This window comes from Xylanibacter muris (assembly GCF_013166605.1).
Classification (GTDB): Bacteria; Bacteroidota; Bacteroidia; order Bacteroidales; family Bacteroidaceae; genus Prevotella; species Prevotella muris.
In genome coordinates this window covers 97,358-117,632 of the sequence record NZ_JABKKF010000006.1, presented here as the reverse complement: position 1 = coordinate 117,632, position 20,275 = coordinate 97,358, and the positions used below count along the sequence as shown (strand labels likewise).

The window sequence follows — 20,275 nt, the reverse complement described above, 5'->3', positions numbered from 1 at the left end:
ACATATTAGAAGGTAACGGCGATTGGCAGAGCCTTTTGCCGCCTATATATAACATAAGACCGCAAGGCGTCCTAATGGGAATCTGGAAAATTAACATTAACAGGAACTATTGCGTGATTGCTTATGCTATGCCTACGCATAGCGTGCATTCACCTATTCCTGTTAAGGGCATTCCAGAGCCTCCATTAGTGATAGCGTGGATTGCACGCTACTTTTTTGCCCTTGCCCAACGAAAGGAAACGATAATGGGTAAAGTACAGATTCTTGCCGTCCTCACGATGGACGGATGTCAAAGCTCCGAGTTATGTTGCAAAGCGTATAAGGAATTGCGCCTTGAAGATTGCGGTATCAATGAGATAAGGGAAAATGCCCTTTATCATATCACACCGGATTATTCCATCTCCATGCTTGACGAATGGCGGAAATCCACAACAAACATCTGCTATCTGGCGGAAGTCACCCCTGAAAAGGCGGATTACATCAACGGGCTGCTGCGTATGCGTGTGGTGGATGAAATCATACTTTACACGATTCCTTTCATTGCCGGAACAGGAAAGCGTTTCTTCCAGTCCGCCTTGCCACAGGGACAATGGACGCTAACCTCACAGAAAGCATACCGCAATGGAGTGGTCCGCCATATCTATAAAGCGTGCGTTTGATGTCCGGAAAGTGGACGAATGTTCAGAAAATGAACACTTTAAGTCGAATACAATTCCTACCGGACAAATAAATTGCAAAATTATCATTCTGAAATCCAGTACCTTGCAGAAAGCGTGCTGGATTTTTTGTTTTATGGACACGCTTTTTGCCCATCATATTCATGTGCGCATACCGAAAAACAGAGTGTAAAATTTCAAAATTGACAGGACATGAATTATTTCTTATTGGCGGAAACCGAGTTCTTCCGTCGTATAAACGAAGCCGGGGACTGCAATATGGAAACGGCATACACGGCTTTCACCACGCAAGTGATCGAACTATGCAGCGGCAATGTGGACACCAACCGCACCATCATCGCGCTGGCTTACATCGAAATCGAGTTGCAGCACCATCCCGTGCGCAATCTTCCCGAAGAAAAGAGGGAGATTGCAGCCTACATCAGCAAGGCACTCTCTTTCGTGAGGAAGATGCAGAAGTTCCTTGCCGCTCCCCAAGTGCCACCACTAATCCCCATCCGTACATCCTCCGAGAACACAACCGAAAATCCCGCCTCACCCCTGCAATGGACGGGCAACGCCATCGACCTCGTGGAACTTATCTACGGCATCAACGAGATGGGCTGCATCAACAACGGCAACATGCCGCTCAAACAGCTTGCCCCGCTCCTCTACAAGATTTTCGGTGTCGAATCAAAGGACTGCTACCGCTTCTATATCGACATCAAACGACGGAAGAACGAAAGCCGCACCTACTTCCTTGACAGGATGCAGGAGAAACTGAACGAGAGGATGCTCCGCGACGAAGAGATGGAGCGCATGAAAAGATAATAAATATATATTATATATGAAAAGACAGGAGTAGTCCTGTCTTTTCAATTTGCATTTGATTGTATGCTAATTAGTTAGATGTTAAGTCTTTCAATCTGATAGTGATAAATTGCAAAACATTATGTCTGGTAAATAATAGAACCATTAGTGCTATTAGCATTTATAATTACTACGAACGATGAAACAACTACTTTAAGATTGAATCTGTAAAAATCGCCACTTTGAAGTTTATTTTTTGTGTAAAATTCGCCAATTAAAAAATTATGATTATCTTTGCACTATAATTCATAAAGGTATGGAAACAGTAAATAGAATACTTCAAGAGAAGATTACTGCACGAATCGCGCCCAATAAAGCAGTATTAATTTTTGGTGCTCGCCGTGTTGGTAAAACGGTAATGATGCGTAAAATTGTGGACAACTATTCAGGTAGGACGATGATGCTTAACGGCGAAGACTACGATACATTAGCACTTTTGGAGAATCGCTCAATTGCCAATTATCGACATTTGCTGGATGGTATTGATTTGCTGGCTATTGATGAGGCACAAAACATACCACAAATCGGTAGTATTCTGAAGTTGATAGTTGATGAAATACCGGGAATAAGCGTCTTGGCAAGTGGTTCTTCGTCATTCGATTTACTGAATAAGACTGGTGAACCGTTGGTTGGTCGCAGTACGCAATTTTTACTTACTCCTTTTTCACAACGGGAAATAGCACAAATAGAAACCCCTTTTGAAACTCGTCAGAATCTTGAAGCCCGTTTAATTTACGGTTCATATCCTGAAGTAGTAATGATGGAAAACTATGAACGTAAAACAGACTATCTACGCGATATTGTAGGAGCATACCTGCTTAAAGATATTTTAGCAATTGACGGCTTAAAAAATTCGAGTAAGATGCGCGATCTGCTTCGATTGATAGCTTTTCAGTTGGGCAGTGAAGTTTCTTACGATGAGTTAGGTAAACAGCTCAGCATGAGCAAAACAACAGTTGAAAAATATCTTGACCTCTTGGAGAAAGTATTCGTTATATATCGTCTTGGGGCTTACTCGCGCAATCTTCGCAAGGAGGTGACGAAAGCTGGGAAGTGGTATTTCTATGATAATGGCATTCGAAATGCTATTATAGGTGCTTTTTCACCATTGGCTATTCGGCAGGATGTTGGTGCATTGTGGGAGAACTATATCATCGGAGAGCGTCGTAAGGCGAATTTCAACGAAGGGCTGCATAAGGAGTTCTATTTTTGGCGTACTTACGATAAGCAAGAGATTGATCTTATCGAAGAGAATCCTAATAATCTGACCGCATTGGAATTTAAATGGGGGAACAAGATGCCTACTGTTCCAAAAGTATTTCAAGAAGCATATCCGCACGCAGAGTTTCATGTGGTGAACAGGGAAAATTATTTAGAATTTGTGTAATGTAAAAATTTATAAGAGTATGTATTTAAGCCGGTTGCATATTAGTAAGTTTAGAGTATTCGATGATATCACCTTGTATTTCAAGAATGGTATAAATATACTGATTGGAGAAAACAATTCGGGAAAAACCGCAATTATAGATGCCTTACGTATATGTCTCGGATGCGGTAAACCGGATAACTTTATTTATGTGCAAGACGGAGATTTACATGTTAATCCGGAAAATCCTTCAGAAATCAACACAGTCATACAATTTGACTTGATATTTGAATTTGGAGAGGCGTCGATTGAAAGGGAATGTTTCTATGATTTCATATCACAAGATAAAGACAACCCTGACAAGCAAACGATACAATTGCATTTGAAATTTATCCAAGAAAATAATGGGAAGAAAAAATATTTCAAACGAATAATATGGGGTGGAGATAATGAAGGACAGCAAGTACCTTACGAATCTTTGCAAGAAATCTTTTATACCTATTTAAGTCCACTAAGAGATGCCGTAAGTTGTCTGCGACCTTATTCATATGACAATAAAACATCGCAGTTATTCAACCAACTTACGAAATATAACAAAGGTCACGAAAGCATACCCCTGAATGAAGAAAAGAAAAAATCACTTGCAAAAAATCTATACCAAATCTTCGAGGATGATGCTTATGATTGGAAACATATTCTAACTACGGGAAAGAGCAAAGTTAATGAGCATCTTGAAGGTACAGGAATAACTCTAAAACATCCTGATATAGAAATGCGCTATGTAGGTCGAGAGTTCTCGGATGTTGTACGTGGTATCGAATTAAAATGTCCAATTTATAAAACAGTCGAAACCGGACAAGAACAGAAATACTTTACTCTATCTCAAAATGGGTTAGGTGAAAACAATCTTATTTTCACATCCGTTGTCTTAGGAGATCTTATCAACAGATGCGAAGACCATGCTTTGGAGATCTACAACGCTTTACTTGTGGAAGAACCCGAAGCGCACTTGCATCCACAGTATCAGAACACTTTCTTCGAGTATCTAAATGAATTACAAAGCAAAGGTCTTCAAGTATTTGTAACATCGCACTCACCGACAATTACGGCTAAATCGGATGTCAATAATATTTCCATTTTGCAACGTAAACAAAGTATTATACAGTCATTTTCATTTGATGAATTATCGGAAGATGATTATCCGAAAGAAAGTAAACGGCATTTACGAAAATTTTTGGACACGACAAAAGCCCAATTGTTTTTTGCTAATGGTGTATTGTTAGTGGAAGGTGTTGCAGAAGCGATTATTATACCGATTCTCTCAAAGAAATTCTTGACTAAAAAAATCGACTTGTGTAAAAGTGGAATCGAATTAGTTAATATTGGAGGTGTCGCATTCAATCATTTTGGGTTACTATTCAATAATGATGACGAGAGAAAGCGACTTCTGTCGAGATGTGCGATTATTACTGATTGTGATCCCAAAGAGGATAAGGATATATCTGACAGGGCGCAAAATGCAAAGGATTTAGAGAAACATAACCTGAAAGTATGTTTAGCTTCACACACTCTTGAATATGATTTGTTTGAACAATCTGAGAGAAACAAGACTATAATGCGAGATGTATATCGAAAAATGCACGCTCAAACAGATGATTTAAGAGGTGATTTTAATGCCTCTACTTTAATGAAAAAACTCAAATCCAATAAAGATAAAGCGGAATTTGCATTACAACTCTGTGATAGATTAGAAACTGAAGTAGCGTTCGACGTACCTGATTATATAAAGGATGCTATTTTGTTCGTAGCACCCACAGAATAAAAGTATGAATCTTCAATTATCAGCACAACAACAAGCTGTTGTAGATTGCAACGAGCCGAGAATTGTCGTGAAAGCCTGTCCGGGAAGTGGAAAGACTTTCTCTGTGGCTGCGCGTATGGCAAAACTTTTACGAGAGAATAATTTATCGCGACACCAAGGAATTGCAGCCATATCTTTTACCAACACTGCATGTGAGGTTATACAAAAAGAACTTAAAGAGACATTCGGTTGTCGAAATATAGGTTATCCTTCATTTATAGGGACGATCGATAGTTTTATAAATACTTACATATTTCTGCCTTATGCCCATTTAGTTATGGGATGTGATTGTCGTCCTGAAATAGTAGGAACCGCGTTTAATAAATGGTTTGATTATGATCCGACCCAAACAAGATATATTAGGGGTAAGCAAGGTGAACGAATAATTACATCTCGTGATACCAACTACTATTTCGATCTCATATCATTTGGGCTTAATGACCAATTATTGCGATTAGCCCCATATCAGTCATATCATTTCGGAAAAGCGGATTGGGATAATCCCAATAAGAAAGATGGTTCACCCAAAAAGATTATATCTGAATTGAAAGAGATGAAATGGAAACATTTCAATGCAGGCAAGGTCAATCAGGCAGATGCGATATATTTTACATTCAGAATATTAGATAAATATCCTTCAATAACACAAAATCTTGTCCGTAGATTTCCTATATTGATAATTGATGAAGCTCAAGACACAACAGAGTTGCAAATGGCTATAATTGATAAATTATCTCAATATGGAGCGGAATCTATTATATTGATTGGGGATCCTGACCAAGCAATTTTTGAATGGAATACTGCCAGTCCACATTTATTTATGGAGAAATACAATAATCCAAATTGGCATTCATTGGATTTGTCGGAAAATAGACGTAGCTCCGAAAAAATATGTCAATTAGCTAATCGTTTCTCAGGAAATGAAATGTGTTCAATAGCAAGCGACAAGGATTACACAGACGATCCATGTATTAAAGGGCATCTCGACACGCCGGAATCTGTCAATCAAATTACGAATCATTTCATCGAAAAATGCAATGAGATGGGATTGGATGAATCTGAATATGCAGTTGTATTTCGAGGACAAAAGTTTGGCGAAACAAACTTTGGATTAGTAAACAATGATAGCTCATCAAGACAGAATAGTCCGTGGATAAACGGACACTACGGCGTTAGAGATATTGTATATGGAAAATATTTGATTGATCATGGAAAATATACTGACGGACTATCTCTTATAGAAAAAGGTTGCTATAAAATAACAAAGCGAGTACGGTATATTCCCGCAAGTACAATACGAAGAGAAATAGCGGAAGTAGGGTTTAGAAGACATAGAGCAGAAATGGTTGAGTTTATTCAAAAATTACCTTCAACGAATAATACACTGTCTAATTGGATTACGGAACTTCAACAAACAGGCATAAATCTAACTGTTGATTTGGGCAAGGCGAATGTCCGTATTGAATCGCTTTTTAGAACAGTAAATCATCTCTTTCGGCAAGAGCGACCTTACCTGAAAACAATTCATTCGGTAAAAGGCATGACATTGGAGGCTATTTTAGTATTTCTATCTAAAAAAGCTGTCAGCACGAACTATGCAACGATTTTGAATAATCCTGCAAAGTATTCTGTTGACAATAATGAAGAACTCCGCATTGTGTATGTTGCATGTACACGACCTAAAAAAATGTTATGGATAGCCGTTCCATCAGACGATATCGATTGTTGGAGAAATAAATTGTTCTAAGCAAAAACAGATGATGCGATATTGTTTGCCATCATCTGTTTTTGCTTTGTATTTAACTACTTGGTAATAATACACTTATAACGGGACGGAACAAGGTGTCAAACTTGCCCGCCCCGTTTTTGTTGCCGCCTGCCGGTTATTTCTGCTGCAACAGATGTTTCAGGTTCTCGTCACCCGCAATGCGCTCCAGCTCGTCAGCGACAATCTGTTTCACCTCCTCCTTGATACGCCTGTAATTCGCCTGCACCGTTTCCTTCATGCAGTCGTTGCCGTCCTCGTCCGTGAAATTGGTAATGACGGGTATCGGTTTGTAGGCTTTCTCCTCGCGCTTGACCTTCTCGGCATCCACGACAATCTCACAGTGGAAAATCTTCTGCTCGATACGCTCGTTGAAGTTGTCGGACACCGAACCGACGAACATGCCCTGCGTCAAGCCGGAAATCTTGCTCGGCGGGATAAGCGCGTCCATCTGCGTGTTGATGGAGGTGGAAATATCCTGTCGGTTGATGGAGATGGACTGCCGCTTCTGCAACACCTTTCCGAACCGTTCCGAAAGCGTCTTGGCTGTTTCGCCCACCACCTGCCCGGAGAAGATATTGCCGACCGTGTTCATCACCACTTTGGCTTCTTTATCGCCATAGTCGCGCACCAACTGGCTGAAATCCTGAAAGCCCAGACACACGGCAACCTTGTTGCTTCGCGCGGTGGCGATAAGGTTGTCCAGCCCCTTGAAGTATATCGTCGGAAGCTCGTCGATGATGACCGACGACTTCAACATGCCTTTCTTGTTGATGAGCTTCACGATACGGGAGTTATACAGACCGAGAGCCGCCCCGTAAATGTTCTGACGGTCCGGATTGTTGCCCACACAGAGGATTTTCGGCTCTTCGGGATTGTTGATATCCAGCGTGAACTCGCTGCCCGACATCACCCAATAGAGCTGCGGGGAAATCATGCGTGACAGCGGAATTTTCGCCGATGCGATCTGCCCATAGGCTAAGCACCCAGCGCCTTTCCGTGTTTTAATACGGTAGGTTTCCAAGCACTCGCCTCCGAACCGTGCTGACAGGTCTCCCCGTACACGGCTCTCCACCTTCTCATTCAGTCTAACTTTCCAGCGTGTATTTTGTGATGACATACTGAACATACTGCTAATGTTTTACGTTTGCGTGAAATCATTTTAATTTCCCAATCACTTTTACCTTTAAGGTCTTTCAGTTTGCGTACATGGTGCATTTCAAGGTTATCTGTAGCACCGCAGTTTTCACATACCCGTGCTTGAAGTCTCTTGATTAGACCATTTCTGCCACCAGTTATGGCAATAGTGTTTGGCTGTCTGTCATCCAAATACCTATTGGGTAATTCCTTTCGCTTAAAACCTTTGTCGTAGAACTCACGTCTGAATTCATATCCTCTTTTGTTGGTGTACGGTATGGCAAACACCCCGTTTTTCTTGTACTTCGCAATGATTTTCTTTTTCGAGGTACTGTACTTTGCGGCATACGTCTTATACATACTGTATTCCATGATATTGTAGAATGAATCAATGACGGGACTGTTGTTTGCTATCGAGTAGAAGTTATAGAACCCCATGATTTCGGAATTATATTGGCTTATAATCTCCAAATCGTCAAGGCAGCGCATGTATGTACGACCTTTGGGTTTCCAAACCTCCTTGCCATTTTTCACGATGATTTTTAACGCATCGTATTCAAGGAGCTTCTTCCGCATCACTTCGGTTGTCACATACAGTACTATCTTATGGTCTAAACTTCTTGTCAGATGTCCGTTCTTATCCCTATGGGTGTCATTGGATTTGCGTACAAATACGTCATAACCAAGAAATTTGGCATGTTTCCTCGCATTGGTTATCAGCGTTTTCTCATCGGATAGTTCCAATTTCAATTTGTCAGCCATAAACTGCTTTATGTCCTTCTTGATTTTGATACAATCCTCTTTGCTACCGATAACACCAATGAGAAAATCATCCGCATATCTTACATATTTCAAACGCTTCATAGTTGCATCCATTTCATCACTTGCAGGATAGTTGAGACGTTCTCTGACAATTTCCTTGATTTGCATCGACAGTCGTTTCCGTTCCGTTTTGTCCGTTGATTTTTTCAGTTTGGCTACTAACTTGGCTTTCCGTTGTCCGAAACGTTTTACTATCGGATTTTCCTTACGCCTTTTCCCCTTGTTGAATTTTTCAGTGTATTCCTTGATGTATTTGTCGAACTTGTCAAGATAGATATTTGCCAATATCGGGCTTATTATCCCACCTTGTGGCGTTCCGCTATACGATTTGTGAAATACCCAATCTTCCACATATCCGGCATTCAGAAACTTTCGAATAAGGCGTAAGAAACGCATATCTGAAATACGTTCTGAAAGAATGGCTATCAATACCTCATGGTCTATATTGTCGAAGAAACCTTTGATGTCTCCCTCGATGAACCATTTTGTACTGTTGAATGTCTTTTGTATGCTCCAAAGTGCAGTCTGCGGACTTCTCTGTGGTCTGAAACCGTGAGAAAAATTTTCAAAACTGCCCTCATAGATTGCTTCCAAAATCATTTTTATAACCTCTTGCAGAAGTTTGTCAATGAATGACGGAATACCCAGCGGTCGCATTTTTCCGTTTTTCTTGGGAATGTACACCCGCTGAGAGGGATTTGGCTGGTACGTCTCATCTTTGAGCATACCTATTAACCATTCAATATGGGATATACTGAAACCGTCAATGGTTTTTCCATCGACACCTTTCGTCATATTGCCCTGCTTCGCATAAATACTTTGGTAGGCAATGTAGTACATCTCTTCATTAAACAGTATCCGATACAAACGTTCAAACTTGTAAGCCAAGTCGGAACTATGTTGTGTTAGACTGTTTAATATCTTTTCCGGATTTCTTTTCATGTCTCTCACATTTTCCAAAATTTGACATTAAACGATATTGGCTGCTTCCCTTCGCCATGTACAAGGCTTTCCCTTGCTCGGACTACTACGGAAGCTCTGTTGCCATATGGGTTGCCCCACTTAGGCAATCCCCGTTTAGACATATAATAACTATTGGCATGATAGATTGTCGGATACGACTTTCGTCCTTTACTATGTATGTAGTTGCTCCGTGATAAGTTCTTTTGCCCAAGCAACCTGATGGGAGAAGCTGGGTATCACGGCATGGCGTAGGATAACTTTTTGAGTTATATAACTGTCTTCCGCCAAGGCTTAAGCATCGAGCCGCTTAGACTATCGTTCAACCAGTATAGGCTTTATCCTCATATCTATCGTTTCACCTTGCCACTCGGTCAAGACTTGACAGTTAGTCCACTCGTGGCTTTTCCGACATGCTACACTCCCCATCGTCTTTCGTTGAATGGATAAGTCGGCTGGTGATAGGTTATTATTTCAAAGAACACGAACCTAATAGCTTGCCAAAGCTATATTTATTATATGCCTTTACGGGCGCACCATCAACTGCTCGGCAGCTCCTCCGAGCCATGCGTCCATGAACGGTGAGAGATAGTTCTCCAATTCCGGGTAAGAGGTCAGTATCGGGAAAATATCCTCGTAACGGCGGTTCAGGAACTCGATGGCATGGGGGAACGTGCAATACTTGCCGTTCTTAAAAATTTTGAGATACCAAATGATAGCCGCGAAGAGGATGATGGGCGATTCCACAAAGAAGTCGCCCTGCTTCTGCACCCACGACTTATTTAAGTTGAGCATGATGGTGTACGCGCTCTCGTAAGCGTCCGTAATATCCTCCATGAAGTCTGGGTGAATGGGGTTGCAACGGTGGCTGCGTCGCGGGTCGTCGAAGTTTATCACATAGAATTTCGGCTTCACCTTGTATCCCTCCGGGTGGTTGAGCAGATGATTATAGGCAATCGTGGACAAGTCACTGAATTTGAAATCATAGACATACATCGAGAAGCCCTTTTCAATCTGCTGTTTGATGAAACTGTTTACCACCGCGTATGACTTTCCGCTGCCCGGCGTACCCAACACGATGGAGGCACGGAATGGGTTCACGACATTGATCCAGCCGTTGTTCCAACGTTTCCTGTAATAAAAGCGTGTGGGCAGATTGACCGAATACTCACTTTCGATGAGCCGTGTTTCCTGCATGAAGCTCTCGTTCTCGTTGTTGAACACGTCATCCATGAGGTTGTGTTTCAACAGGCGGCTCATCCACAGACCGCCCATCAGCAGACAGACATATCCTGCGCCAACGGTCAGGATATACAGCCCTGTTACCGCCTCTATCGGCAGCGGCAAAGCCAATATCCACCAGTTAAGGAAGAACAGCACAAAGCCAACGGCAAGAGCCGTCCAGATTCGCCCCCAAGTGATTTTCTCTCCCTTGACGCCCTTCGTCCCCAGACAGGACAGGGCAAGCAGGAGGACGGCGAACAGTTTCGTGTAGAGTATGGAGCGGAACAGCCCCGCCGTGCGGTTGAAGTTCATCAGGATTCTGTCCACCACGCCGATGTCCACGCCCCAGAGCCGTATGGCTTCATAGCAGAACCAGTACACGTTCATGACCACTAAAATAATACTCACGGCACGCAGAAAATCCATGATTTTCGCCAATGCCCTCAAATCGTCTTCTTGTTGTGACATAGATTGAAAAATTTTGATGTTGATACTTCCGGTTACATTCCCAAGCCCTTGCGCCTCTTCTTTTTCCTCTTGCGCTGCATCGCCCGGATGAAGGCTTCCTCCTCGGCATCCACAGCCGAACCTTCGGGAGTGAGCAGACCGACACCGCCCGCCGTGTTCTCGTGGTCGGATGCGGTCTGTCCGCGCATATCCTCTTCTGTTTCCACCGGAACGGACAGCGGAATCGGCGGCTGTCCGGCATAAGGCAGCGTAAAGTGTTCCTGCAAGGCGTTGGCGGAAAGTTCCTTGCCCATGCGCGAGCCGTTCAGCACGCAGCCCGTGCGGTGGTCGATGAACGTGGCTCCATAGATACGCCCTTCCTCCGTGTAGCGCAGCACGGTGTCGATGCCTTTCTCCCTGAGCCGCGAAACGAACTTCTCCTTGTCATACGTGCCTTCAAGTACGGAAAGGACGGTGCGTTTTGTCATGTCGGCGAGTTTCCGCTCCTTAATCTCCTGCTTGGAACGGGCAAATTTCTTCTGCACGGCTTCATAGCTGGCGGATTTCCCGAAAAGCGAGGATTTGAACGGGTTGCCAGTTTTGTTCCCGGCATCATCGGTGACGGAATAGACCAGCCCGTGATACTCACGCCCGCGCACGTTTCCCCGCGCTTCCTCCACCGTCATATTATATAAGGAAAGGAGGGCGCGGTATTCGCCTATCGACTGGAAACGGTACTGTCCACTCAGAGCCTTGACGGTATTTCCGACCTGCCTCTTCACGTCGCCCGCCGAAGCGTCCACCTTGCGCAGCGGATTTTCCAGCCGTAGGTTCTTACGCTCCGCCGGGTGCAGCCCGTACTTCTGTTCCAGTTCCCTGCGGATGCGGTCGCTGCGGCGGAAAAGGAAATCCTGATTGAGCCGCCTGCCTTTCTCGTCCACATTGATTGTCACGATGTGCAGGTGGTGGCGGTCTATGTCCTCGTGCTTGACAACAAGATACGGCTGGTTCCCGTAGCCGAGTTTTTCCAGATACTCGCGTGCGATGTCCTGCAATTCCGTATCGGTCAGCACATCGTCTGGATGCGGGTTGAGCGAGATATGGAGTACCGGTTTCTCCACCCTCGTATGCTCCGGCATACAGGCGAGAAAACCCTCCATCGCCTTGCGGATGTCCACCGTCCCCGTGCCGTCATTGTAGATGCGGTTGGTGGTGAGCAGCCGCCCTTTCGCCTCGTTGATCTTTTCCACATTGTAGGCAAGTGCGCCGTACAACGACTTTCCTACACTGATTTTTGCGACCATTTCGCCTCCATTTCCCTTGAAAGTTCCACAATCTGACGGCTCAGTTTCACGAGTTCGACGGTCTGTTGCTCCAGCTTGTAGAGCAACGCCATCGCCTTTTTCTCGGAAAAATGCAGCCTCAGTTCCTTCACGACTTGGTTGTAGTTCGTGCCTACCGCGCGGAACTGCGCATGGAAATCGGACAGTCTGGTGTAATAATCCACCAGCGTCCTGTCCACTTTCAGCACCCTGAACGGCTGCCCGAAGAAGTGCGCCTTGATGAAAACCGACTTGGCGTAAACGCCCGACTTCTCGAACATGGCGAGGAAACGGTTGTGTTCCTCCTCGTTGAAACGGACGGTGTAACGGAACACCGCCGGATCAAGTTTGGGATTTCTCCCGGTCTTGTTTCTTTTCTCTTTCATATAAACTTTGGATTTAGCGGATGGACGGCATAAGCCGCCGCTTCTTGGCACAGACACCGCAGGTTTGAAAGGCTTCCCGACTTCGGAGAGGAAGCCCGCCCCCTGCAAGGGCAAGTGCTTTTCGTGGCTGCTCAAAACGTTTTGAGCGGCTGAAAAGACATCTTGCTATGTTCAAGCGAACATAAAAATCCGTCGGGGACGGATTGGGGGGATACCTTTCAAACTCCGGGCTGCGCCACCTGCGGCGAACCCTGCCGTTCGGGTGCAAAGTTACGCCCTTAAAGCGGTATCGGACAGAGGCTTGACCCGGACAGTCAGTGCCAACCGGCGCAACATGCCGCCACTTGCCGGAGAAGTGATACAGGTTTCAAAATATCCTTGTTTATTTGCAGCATGATTCGGATGAAGGTCTGAAAATACACCCTTCCACGCGGACATTCGGACAGCGGTCCGTTTATCTGTCCCAATGGTCAAAAGCGGATGTATGCGGGCAAACAGGTTACTGTCCCCATATCCGTATGGATTGATTAAAGTACGGGTGAACGGAAAAGTGTACGGGTGTCCGCAGGCGTAACCGGATTAGTGAGTGAATAGACAAACGGACGGATATGCGTGCGTATGTATGAATGGCAATACGTTGACGCAACCGGACAGAAGTATAACCAAATAAATTATCAAACAGATGAAAGAAGCAACCTATGTGGCGATCTCCACGCAGAAAGGAGGAGCCGGTAAGACAACCCTGACAGTGCTTGTGGCAAGCTACCTGCACTACGTGAAAGGCTACAACGTAGCCGTGGTGGACTGTGATTTTCCGCAGTACAGTATCCATGACATGCGCAAGCGTGACCTGAAAGCCGTCATAGAGGACGGGCATTACAAGATGCTGGCGTATGAGCAGCTCAAGCGGCTGAAGAAAAACCCGTACACAATCAGATGCAGCCGCGCGGAGGATGCGATAAAAACCGCCGGGAACCTGACGGATGCGCAGCCCGACCTTGATTTTGTGTTCTTCGACCTTCCGGGTACAATCAACAATGCCGATGTGGTACGGACCATCGCCAAGATGGACTATATCTTCACACCCATCATCGCAGACCGGGTGGTAATGGAAAGCTCCATCAAGTTCGCCACCGTCATCAACGAACAGATGATAAGCACGGGCAAATCCGGCATAAAAGGAATTTATCTCGTATGGAATATGGTGGACGGGCGCGAGAAGACCGAGCTTTACAAGGCATACGACAAGGTCTGCGCCGAGTTCGCGCTGCCCATTCTTGAAACATTCCTGCCCGACAGCAAGCGTTTCCGGAAGGAAACGGCTGCGGAGCGCAAGGCTGTGTTCCGCTCCACCGCGTTCCCTGCGGACAAGACACTGGTACGTGGCAGCAACCTTGACAAACTCGTCGATGAGATTCTCGGCATCATCAAAAACTGAACGTCATGGCAAAGAAAGCAAGAATAGAGGACATCGACAGCGATGCCGTAATCAATTCGTTCCGCATGGATGATACAAGCATACCGCCGCAGGCAAGAAGCACGGACGGGAGCGTGCAGGCTCCATCACCGGAAGACGGGATGCGGGCGGTCATCCCTCCGCCTGCCTCCCGTCCCAAAGAGGAACCTGAACGCAGGCGCAGGAATGGAAAGCCGGAGAAAACCGATTATGACGGCACATTCGTATGCGAAGCCAACGTCACCGCAAGGCTCGGAAAACAGGTGTATATCCGCAAGGAGTACCACGACCGCATACAGAAGATGCTTCATGTAATCGGTGGCAACGAGGTGACTATCGCCAGTTTTCTTGACAACGTGCTGACACACCATTTCACACAGTTCCAAGAAGAAATCGCGGAATCGTTCCGGCAGCATATGGAATCCTACAATTTATAAACAGTTTAATCAACAACAAGAACATCATGAAAAGAAAGATGAACGACAGTCAGGCAGACAGCCTGCAAACAAGAAAGAGTGAAAGAACCGCTGCCCGTGCAGCAAAGTGTACAACCGGCTGCGGTCAGGGAACGGACGGCGGTGTGTTCCGCAAGGGCAAAGACGGCATCAAGCCGATCTCCATCTTCCTGCAAGCATCGGAAATCAAGACACGGCAATGTATATACATCAGCCGCGAGATCCATGAGAAAGTCGCCATCGTTGCCAGCCGTATGGGTAACGGGTTGAGCATCGGCAAGTTTGTGGACAACATCCTCCGTGACCACTTCCGGCAATACGGGGCGCAGTACACGGAACAGATTGAAAACGCTAAAAAAGTAAGGCTATGATAAAAGTATTTTTAGCCGTATCGGTTGCCTGCAACGTATGGTTTCTGTTCATGCTCCTGTCCGACAGGATAATGGAAACAAAATTCGTCCGCTTCCTGAAAGGTATTTCCGGATTGTGGCAGTCATTGGAATTGAAGGAGGAGAAAACGGAAACGGCATCTGTGGGAATTCCGGCTGATGAAACGGACATCATCGGTAAAAGCAAGTTCAAAATGGCTCCAACCCGGACAACCGCTGCCATACCGGCGCAAGAAGCCGCCACTTCGGAAAAAGGCATTGAGCTGTCGGAGGAAGAGGCTACTTTTGACGACGGAAACACGGAAATAGCCTCACGCCCGGCACAGGTCCCGGAGGAGAAACTCGATGAAACCTTCACGAGCATGCCGCCTTCGGAACTGGAATACGGGGAGGATGAGCCGGACGATGACGAACCGGACAAAGGGCAGGCTTCGGGAAGCAGCTTCGAGGACATAGACATGGCAGTCCGGACGATACGGAAGGATACGCCGTCCGATGAGGAGATGCGACACGCTGGAAAGGTCATGACGGAACTTGACGGGACGGAACTTTTTTCCAGAATAACGGAGAGCCTGACCGATGAAGCGATGAGCGGCAGGCTTGCAAAAGCGATGGCTGTCTTCGTGGATACGGTAAACATGACCGTGACACGGCAAAAAGACAAGATATTCGTGATTCCTGACAAAATAGATGAGTTTGACATCCGCGACTATGTATAACGAAAAAAAGAAATGGTAATGAAAACGTAAAATTACACCCATGCGGCGAGGAAGCGCAAGGCTCGTCCGGTTCGCAACGGACACACCCAAGTCCGTAGAAACAAACGGGCAACCCACTAAACCAAAGTAAAGTAACCGAGTATCAACCGCCCGACAAAGGACCATCCATCCTTTTGACGGCACAAAACAAGAACAGTTTATGAACAAGAACAACAGACAGAAACTTATCCTCTCTGCGGCACTTCTGGTTGCCGCAACCGCCTCCGCCTTCGCGCAGGGAAACGGCATCGCGGGCATCAACGAAGCCACCTCTATGGTGAGTTCGTACTTCGACCCCGGCACGAAACTCATCTACGCCATCGGCGCGGTAGTCGGGCTTATCGGGGGCGTGAAAGTGTACGGGAAATTCTCGTCCGGCGACCCCGACACCTCCAAGACTGCCGCCTCGTGGTTCGGAGCGTGCATCTTCCTGATTGTCGCCGCCACCATCCTGCGTTCATTCTTCCTTTAATAAACGATGTATGGCTGAATACCCGATAAACAAGGGTATCGGCCGCCCGGTAGAGTTCAAGGGCTTGAAGGCTCAGTACCTCTTCATCTTCTGCGGAGGTCTGCTGGCTCTCTTCGTCCTGTTCGTCATCCTCTACATGGTCGGCATCGACCAGTGGGTATGTATCGGCTTCGGCGTGGCATCGTCTTCCGTCCTCGTATGGCAGACCTTCGCGCTGAATGCCCGGTACGGCGAACACGGGCTTATGAAATTAGGGGCAACAAGGAGCCATCCCCGATACCTTATCAACCGGCGGCGGATCACCCGATTATTCAAACGGAAACGAAAGGAAGAAACGACATGAGGAATACATCCAAAATGACAACACTGGAAAACAAGTTCCCGCTATTGGCGGTGGAGCAAGGTTGCATCATCTCCAAAGATGCCGACATCACGGTGGCTTTCGAGGTGGAGCTGCCGGAGCTTTATACCGTGACGGGTGCGGAGTACGAGGCGATACACGGCTGCTGGTGCAAGGCGATCAAGGTGCTGCCGGACTTCTCCGTCGTCCACAAGCAGGACTGGTTCATCAAGGAGAAGTACAGACCGGAGTTGCAAAAGGAGGACATGAGTTTCCTCTCACGGAGCTTCGAGCGTCACTTCAACGAGCGTCCGTACCTGAAGCACACGTGCTACCTCTACCTGACCAAGACGACGAAGGAGCGTAACCGGATGCAGAGCAATTTCAGCACGCTGTGCCGGGGGCATATCATTCCGAAGGAACTGGACAAGGAAACCGCCGCGAAGTTCATGGAGGCTGCGGAACAGTTCGAGCGCATCATCAACGACAGCGGCTTCGTCAGGCTGCGACGCCTCTCCACCGACGAGATAGTGGGGACGGACGGCAAAGCCGGACTGATAGAGCGTTATTTCTCGCTCATGCCCGAAGGCGACGCCACGTTGCAGGACATCGACCTCTCGGCAAGGGAGATGCGCATCGGAGACAACCGCCTGTGCCTGCACACCCTGTCCGACGCGGAAGACCTTCCCGGCACGGTGGCTACCGACACCCGGTATGAAAAACTCTCCACCGACCGCTCGGACTGCCGCCTCTCCTTCGCCTCCCCTGTGGGGCTGCTGCTCTCCTGCAACCACATCTACAACCAGTACGTGATTATCGACAACAGCGAGGAGAACCTTCAAAAATTCGAGAAGTCCGCAAGGAATATGCAGTCGCTCTCGCGCTATTCGAGGAGCAACAGTATCAACCGCGAGTGGATAGACCGCTACCTGAACGAGGCGCACTCATACGGGCTGACCTCGGTGCGGGCGCACTTCAACGTCATGGCGTGGAGCGACGACACGGAAGAGCTGAAGCACATAAAGAACGACGTGGGCAGCCAGCTGGCAAGCATGGAGTGCGTGCCTCGCCACAACACCATCGACTGCCCGACACTTTATTGGGCGGCGATGCCCGGCAATGCTGCGGACTTCCCGGCGGAAGAGAGTTTCCACACCTTCATCGAACAGGCGGTGTGCCTGTTCACGGAGGAAACCAACTACCGCAGCTCGCTCTCGCCCTTCGGCATCAAGATGGTGGACAGGCTCACGGGAAAACCGCTGCACCTCGACATTTCAGACCTGCCGATGAAGCGGGGCATTACCACGAACCGCAACAAGTTCGTATTAGGTCCTTCGGGCAGCGGCAAATCGTTCTTCATGAACCACTTGGTGCGCCAATACTACGAACAGGGCGCGCACGTGGTATTGGTGGACACGGGAAACTCCTATCAGGGGCTATGCGAGATGATACGGCGCAAGACGGGCGGTGCTGACGGCGTGTATTTCACCTACACGGAGGAGAAGCCCATCAGCTTCAACCCGTTCTATACCGACGACTACGTGTTCGACGTGGAGAAGAAGGACAGCATCAAGACGCTGCTGCTGACGCTCTGGAAGTCGGAGGACGACAAGGTGACGAAAACCGAAAGCGGGGAATTGGGCAGTGCCGTGAGTGCCTACATCGAGCGCATCAGGGCTGACCGGAGCATCGTCCCCTCGTTCAACACCTTCTACGAGTACATGCGCGACGACTACCGCAGGGAACTGGCGGAGCGTGACATCAAGGTGGAGAAGGAAGACTTCAACATCGACAACATGCTCACCACCATGCGGCAGTATTACCGGGGCGGACGTTACGACTTCCTGCTCAACTCGGCGGAGAACATCGACCTGCTGGGCAAACGGTTCATCGTCTTCGAGATTGATTCGATAAAGGACAACCGCGAACTGTTCCCGGTAGTGACCATTATCATCATGGAAGCCTTCATCAACAAGATGCGACGGTTGAAGGGCGTGCGCAAACAGCTTATCGTGGAAGAGGCTTGGAAGGCTCTTTCTTTGGCAAATATGGCTGATTACCTGCGCTATATGTACAAGACGGTGCGCAAGTATTTCGGTGAGGCAATCGTGGTGACGCAGGAAGTGGACGACATCATATCCTCGCCCGTCGTCAAGGAGAGCATCATCAACAACTCGGACTGTAAAATCCTGCTCGACCAGCGCAAGTACATGAACAAGTTCGACCAGATTCAGGCGTTGCTCGGACTGACGGAGAAGGAGAAGTCGCAGATACTCTCCATCAACATGGCGAACAACCCCTCACGGCTCTACAAGGAGGTGTGGATAGGCTTGGGCGGCACGCAGTCGGCGGTCTATGCCACCGAGGTGAGCGCGGAGGAATATCTGGCGTACACCACCGAGGAAACGGAAAAGGTGGAGGTGTACCGTCTGGCGGAGCAGCTGGGCGGCGACATCGAAGCCGCCATCCGGCAGCTTGCCGAAAGGCGGAGAAACAAGCAGTAAATAATCAATAATCGGTAAGACAGATTTATCAACGAAAAAAGAAAAGCGTATGAGCATATCAAGAATGAAAATGCTGCAAGTCAGCAAGTGTCTGATTGGATTGGCGGTCATGGTGCTGCAATCCTGCGACGTGGCGGAGAACCGCCGCGACCTGCTGTGCGGGAACTGGGAAAGCGTGGAGGGCAAGCCCGACGTGCTTATCTACAAGGAGGGCGAAGCCTACAAGGTGACGGTATTCAAACGGAGCGGCATCCGCCGCAGGCTGAAACCGGAAACCTACCTCTTGCAGGAGGAGAACGGCAACCTGTTCATGAACACCGGCTTCCGCATCGACGTGGCGTACAACGAAGCCACCGACGTGCTGACCTTCTCACCGAACGGGGACTACGTGCGTGTGAAGCCGCAGCCGGAAACTCCGGCAGAAAAATAAGAACCGCTAAAATCCAAAGAAACATGAGAACAAGAATAACATTCGCCATCTGCCTGTGCCTGCTTTTCGCGGGCAGGGCTTCCGCCCAATGGGTCGTGAGCGATCCGGGCAATCTGGCGCAGGGCATCATCAACGCCTCGAAGAACATCATCCACACCTCGAAGACCGCCACGAACATGGTGAACAACTTTCAGGAAACGGTGAAAATCTACGAGCAGGGAAAGAAGTATTACGACGCCCTCAAATCGGTGAACAATCTGGTCAAGGACGCCCGCAAGGTGCAACAGACCATCCTGATGGTGGGCGACATCACGGACATCTACGTGACCAGCTTCCAGAAGATGCTGCGCGACGACAACTTCACGGTGGAGGAACTCGGAGCCATCGCCTTCGGCTACACGAAGCTGCTGGAGGAATCCAACGACGTGCTTACGGAACTGAAGAACGTGGTGAACATCACCACGCTCTCCATGACGGACAAGGAGCGCATGGACGTGGTGGAACGCTGCTACTCCAAGATGAAGCGTTACCGCAACCTCGTGAGCTACTACACCAACAAGAACATCAGCGTGAGCTACCTGCGTGCAAAGAAGAAAAACGACCTCGACCGCATCATGGGGCTGTACGGGAGCATGAACGAAAGATACTGGTAGCC

The 20,275-nt window shown here is 47.4% G+C and carries 17 protein-coding genes and 2 pseudogenes; 14 read left to right on the top strand and 5 right to left on the bottom strand.

Annotated features, from left to right (window positions below; genetic code table 11):
- Positions 1-245 precede the first annotated feature (245 nt).
- The 5 genes from HPS56_RS07980 (at position 246) to HPS56_RS07960 (ending at position 6,500) form a co-directional block, all read left to right on the top strand.
- Positions 246-659: a dihydrofolate reductase family protein gene (locus tag HPS56_RS07980; RefSeq protein WP_172275663.1), complete on the top strand. Its 414-nt coding sequence runs from the start codon at positions 246-248 to the stop codon at positions 657-659.
- Between the two features lie 210 nt (positions 660-869).
- Positions 870-1,487, top strand: coding sequence for an RteC domain-containing protein (locus HPS56_RS07975; protein WP_172275626.1), 618 nt, complete (start codon positions 870-872; stop codon positions 1,485-1,487).
- A gap of 295 nt (positions 1,488-1,782) precedes the next feature.
- Positions 1,783-2,913: an ATP-binding protein gene (locus HPS56_RS07970; protein ID WP_057098491.1), complete on the top strand. Its 1,131-nt coding sequence runs from the start codon at positions 1,783-1,785 to the stop codon at positions 2,911-2,913.
- Positions 2,914-2,932: 19 nt separating this feature from the next.
- A complete protein-coding gene (locus tag HPS56_RS07965; RefSeq protein ID WP_172275625.1) occupies positions 2,933-4,714 on the top strand; it encodes an ATP-dependent nuclease in 1,782 nt (593 codons plus the stop codon).
- A gap of 4 nt (positions 4,715-4,718) precedes the next feature.
- Entirely contained in the window at positions 4,719-6,500 is a 1,782-nt protein-coding gene (locus HPS56_RS07960; protein WP_172275624.1) for a UvrD-helicase domain-containing protein, read from the top strand.
- A 136-nt stretch (positions 6,501-6,636) separates the two neighbouring features.
- On the opposite strand, the pseudogene HPS56_RS07955 reads toward HPS56_RS07960, so the two are convergent.
- The 5 genes and pseudogenes from HPS56_RS07955 to mobA form a co-directional block, all read right to left on the bottom strand.
- Positions 6,637-7,491, bottom strand: a pseudogene (locus HPS56_RS07955) (TraM recognition domain-containing protein); the annotation flags it as partial.
- A 110-nt stretch (positions 7,492-7,601) separates the two neighbouring features.
- Positions 7,602-9,419: a reverse transcriptase/maturase family protein gene (locus HPS56_RS07950; protein ID WP_172275623.1), complete on the bottom strand. Its 1,818-nt coding sequence runs from the start codon at positions 9,417-9,419 to the stop codon at positions 7,602-7,604.
- 555 nt (positions 9,420-9,974) lie between these two features.
- Positions 9,975-11,129: pseudogene (locus HPS56_RS07945) on the bottom strand (YWFCY domain-containing protein); the annotation flags it as partial.
- A gap of 32 nt (positions 11,130-11,161) precedes the next feature.
- On the bottom strand, positions 11,162-12,412 hold the full coding sequence (mobB, locus tag HPS56_RS07940; RefSeq protein ID WP_172275622.1) for a conjugal transfer protein MobB: 1,251 nt from the start codon (positions 12,410-12,412) through the stop codon (positions 11,162-11,164).
- Entirely contained in the window at positions 12,391-12,816 is a 426-nt protein-coding gene (gene mobA / locus HPS56_RS07935) for a conjugal transfer protein MobA (protein WP_005944180.1), read from the bottom strand. The genes mobB and mobA overlap by 22 nt, the downstream gene beginning before the upstream one ends.
- Before the next feature lie 682 nt (positions 12,817-13,498).
- On the opposite strand from mobA, the gene HPS56_RS07930 reads away from it, so the two are divergent.
- The 9 genes from HPS56_RS07930 to HPS56_RS07890 all read left to right on the top strand — a co-directional run bounded on the left by HPS56_RS07930 (position 13,499) and on the right by HPS56_RS07890 (position 20,273).
- On the top strand, positions 13,499-14,254 hold the full coding sequence (locus HPS56_RS07930) for a ParA family protein (protein ID WP_172275621.1): 756 nt from the start codon (positions 13,499-13,501) through the stop codon (positions 14,252-14,254).
- 5 nt (positions 14,255-14,259) lie between these two features.
- Entirely contained in the window at positions 14,260-14,709 is a 450-nt protein-coding gene (locus HPS56_RS07925) for a DUF3408 domain-containing protein (RefSeq protein ID WP_172275620.1), read from the top strand.
- A 26-nt stretch (positions 14,710-14,735) separates the two neighbouring features.
- A complete protein-coding gene (locus HPS56_RS07920) occupies positions 14,736-15,098 on the top strand; it encodes a DUF3408 domain-containing protein (RefSeq protein WP_172275619.1) in 363 nt (120 codons plus the stop codon).
- Positions 15,095-15,835 (top strand): conjugal transfer protein TraD, encoded by a 741-nt coding sequence (locus HPS56_RS07915; protein WP_172275618.1) that lies wholly within the window; start codon positions 15,095-15,097, stop codon positions 15,833-15,835. Before HPS56_RS07920 ends, HPS56_RS07915 begins: the two co-directional genes overlap by 4 nt.
- A gap of 199 nt (positions 15,836-16,034) precedes the next feature.
- Positions 16,035-16,346 (top strand): DUF4134 domain-containing protein, encoded by a 312-nt coding sequence (locus tag HPS56_RS07910; RefSeq protein ID WP_009016663.1) that lies wholly within the window; start codon positions 16,035-16,037, stop codon positions 16,344-16,346.
- 10 nt (positions 16,347-16,356) lie between these two features.
- A complete protein-coding gene (locus HPS56_RS07905; RefSeq protein ID WP_005944155.1) occupies positions 16,357-16,689 on the top strand; it encodes a DUF4133 domain-containing protein in 333 nt (110 codons plus the stop codon).
- Positions 16,686-19,190 carry a TraG family conjugative transposon ATPase gene (locus HPS56_RS07900; RefSeq protein WP_172275617.1) on the top strand — a complete coding sequence of 835 codons (2,505 nt, stop codon included), beginning with the start codon at positions 16,686-16,688 and terminating at the stop codon, positions 19,188-19,190. Before HPS56_RS07905 ends, HPS56_RS07900 begins: the two co-directional genes overlap by 4 nt.
- A gap of 49 nt (positions 19,191-19,239) precedes the next feature.
- Complete coding sequence (locus HPS56_RS07895; protein ID WP_005850486.1) at positions 19,240-19,620, top strand: DUF3876 domain-containing protein; 381 nt, start codon at positions 19,240-19,242, stop codon at positions 19,618-19,620.
- Positions 19,621-19,643: 23 nt separating this feature from the next.
- A complete protein-coding gene (locus HPS56_RS07890) occupies positions 19,644-20,273 on the top strand; it encodes a DUF4141 domain-containing protein (protein WP_172275616.1) in 630 nt (209 codons plus the stop codon).
- Positions 20,274-20,275 lie beyond the last annotated feature (2 nt).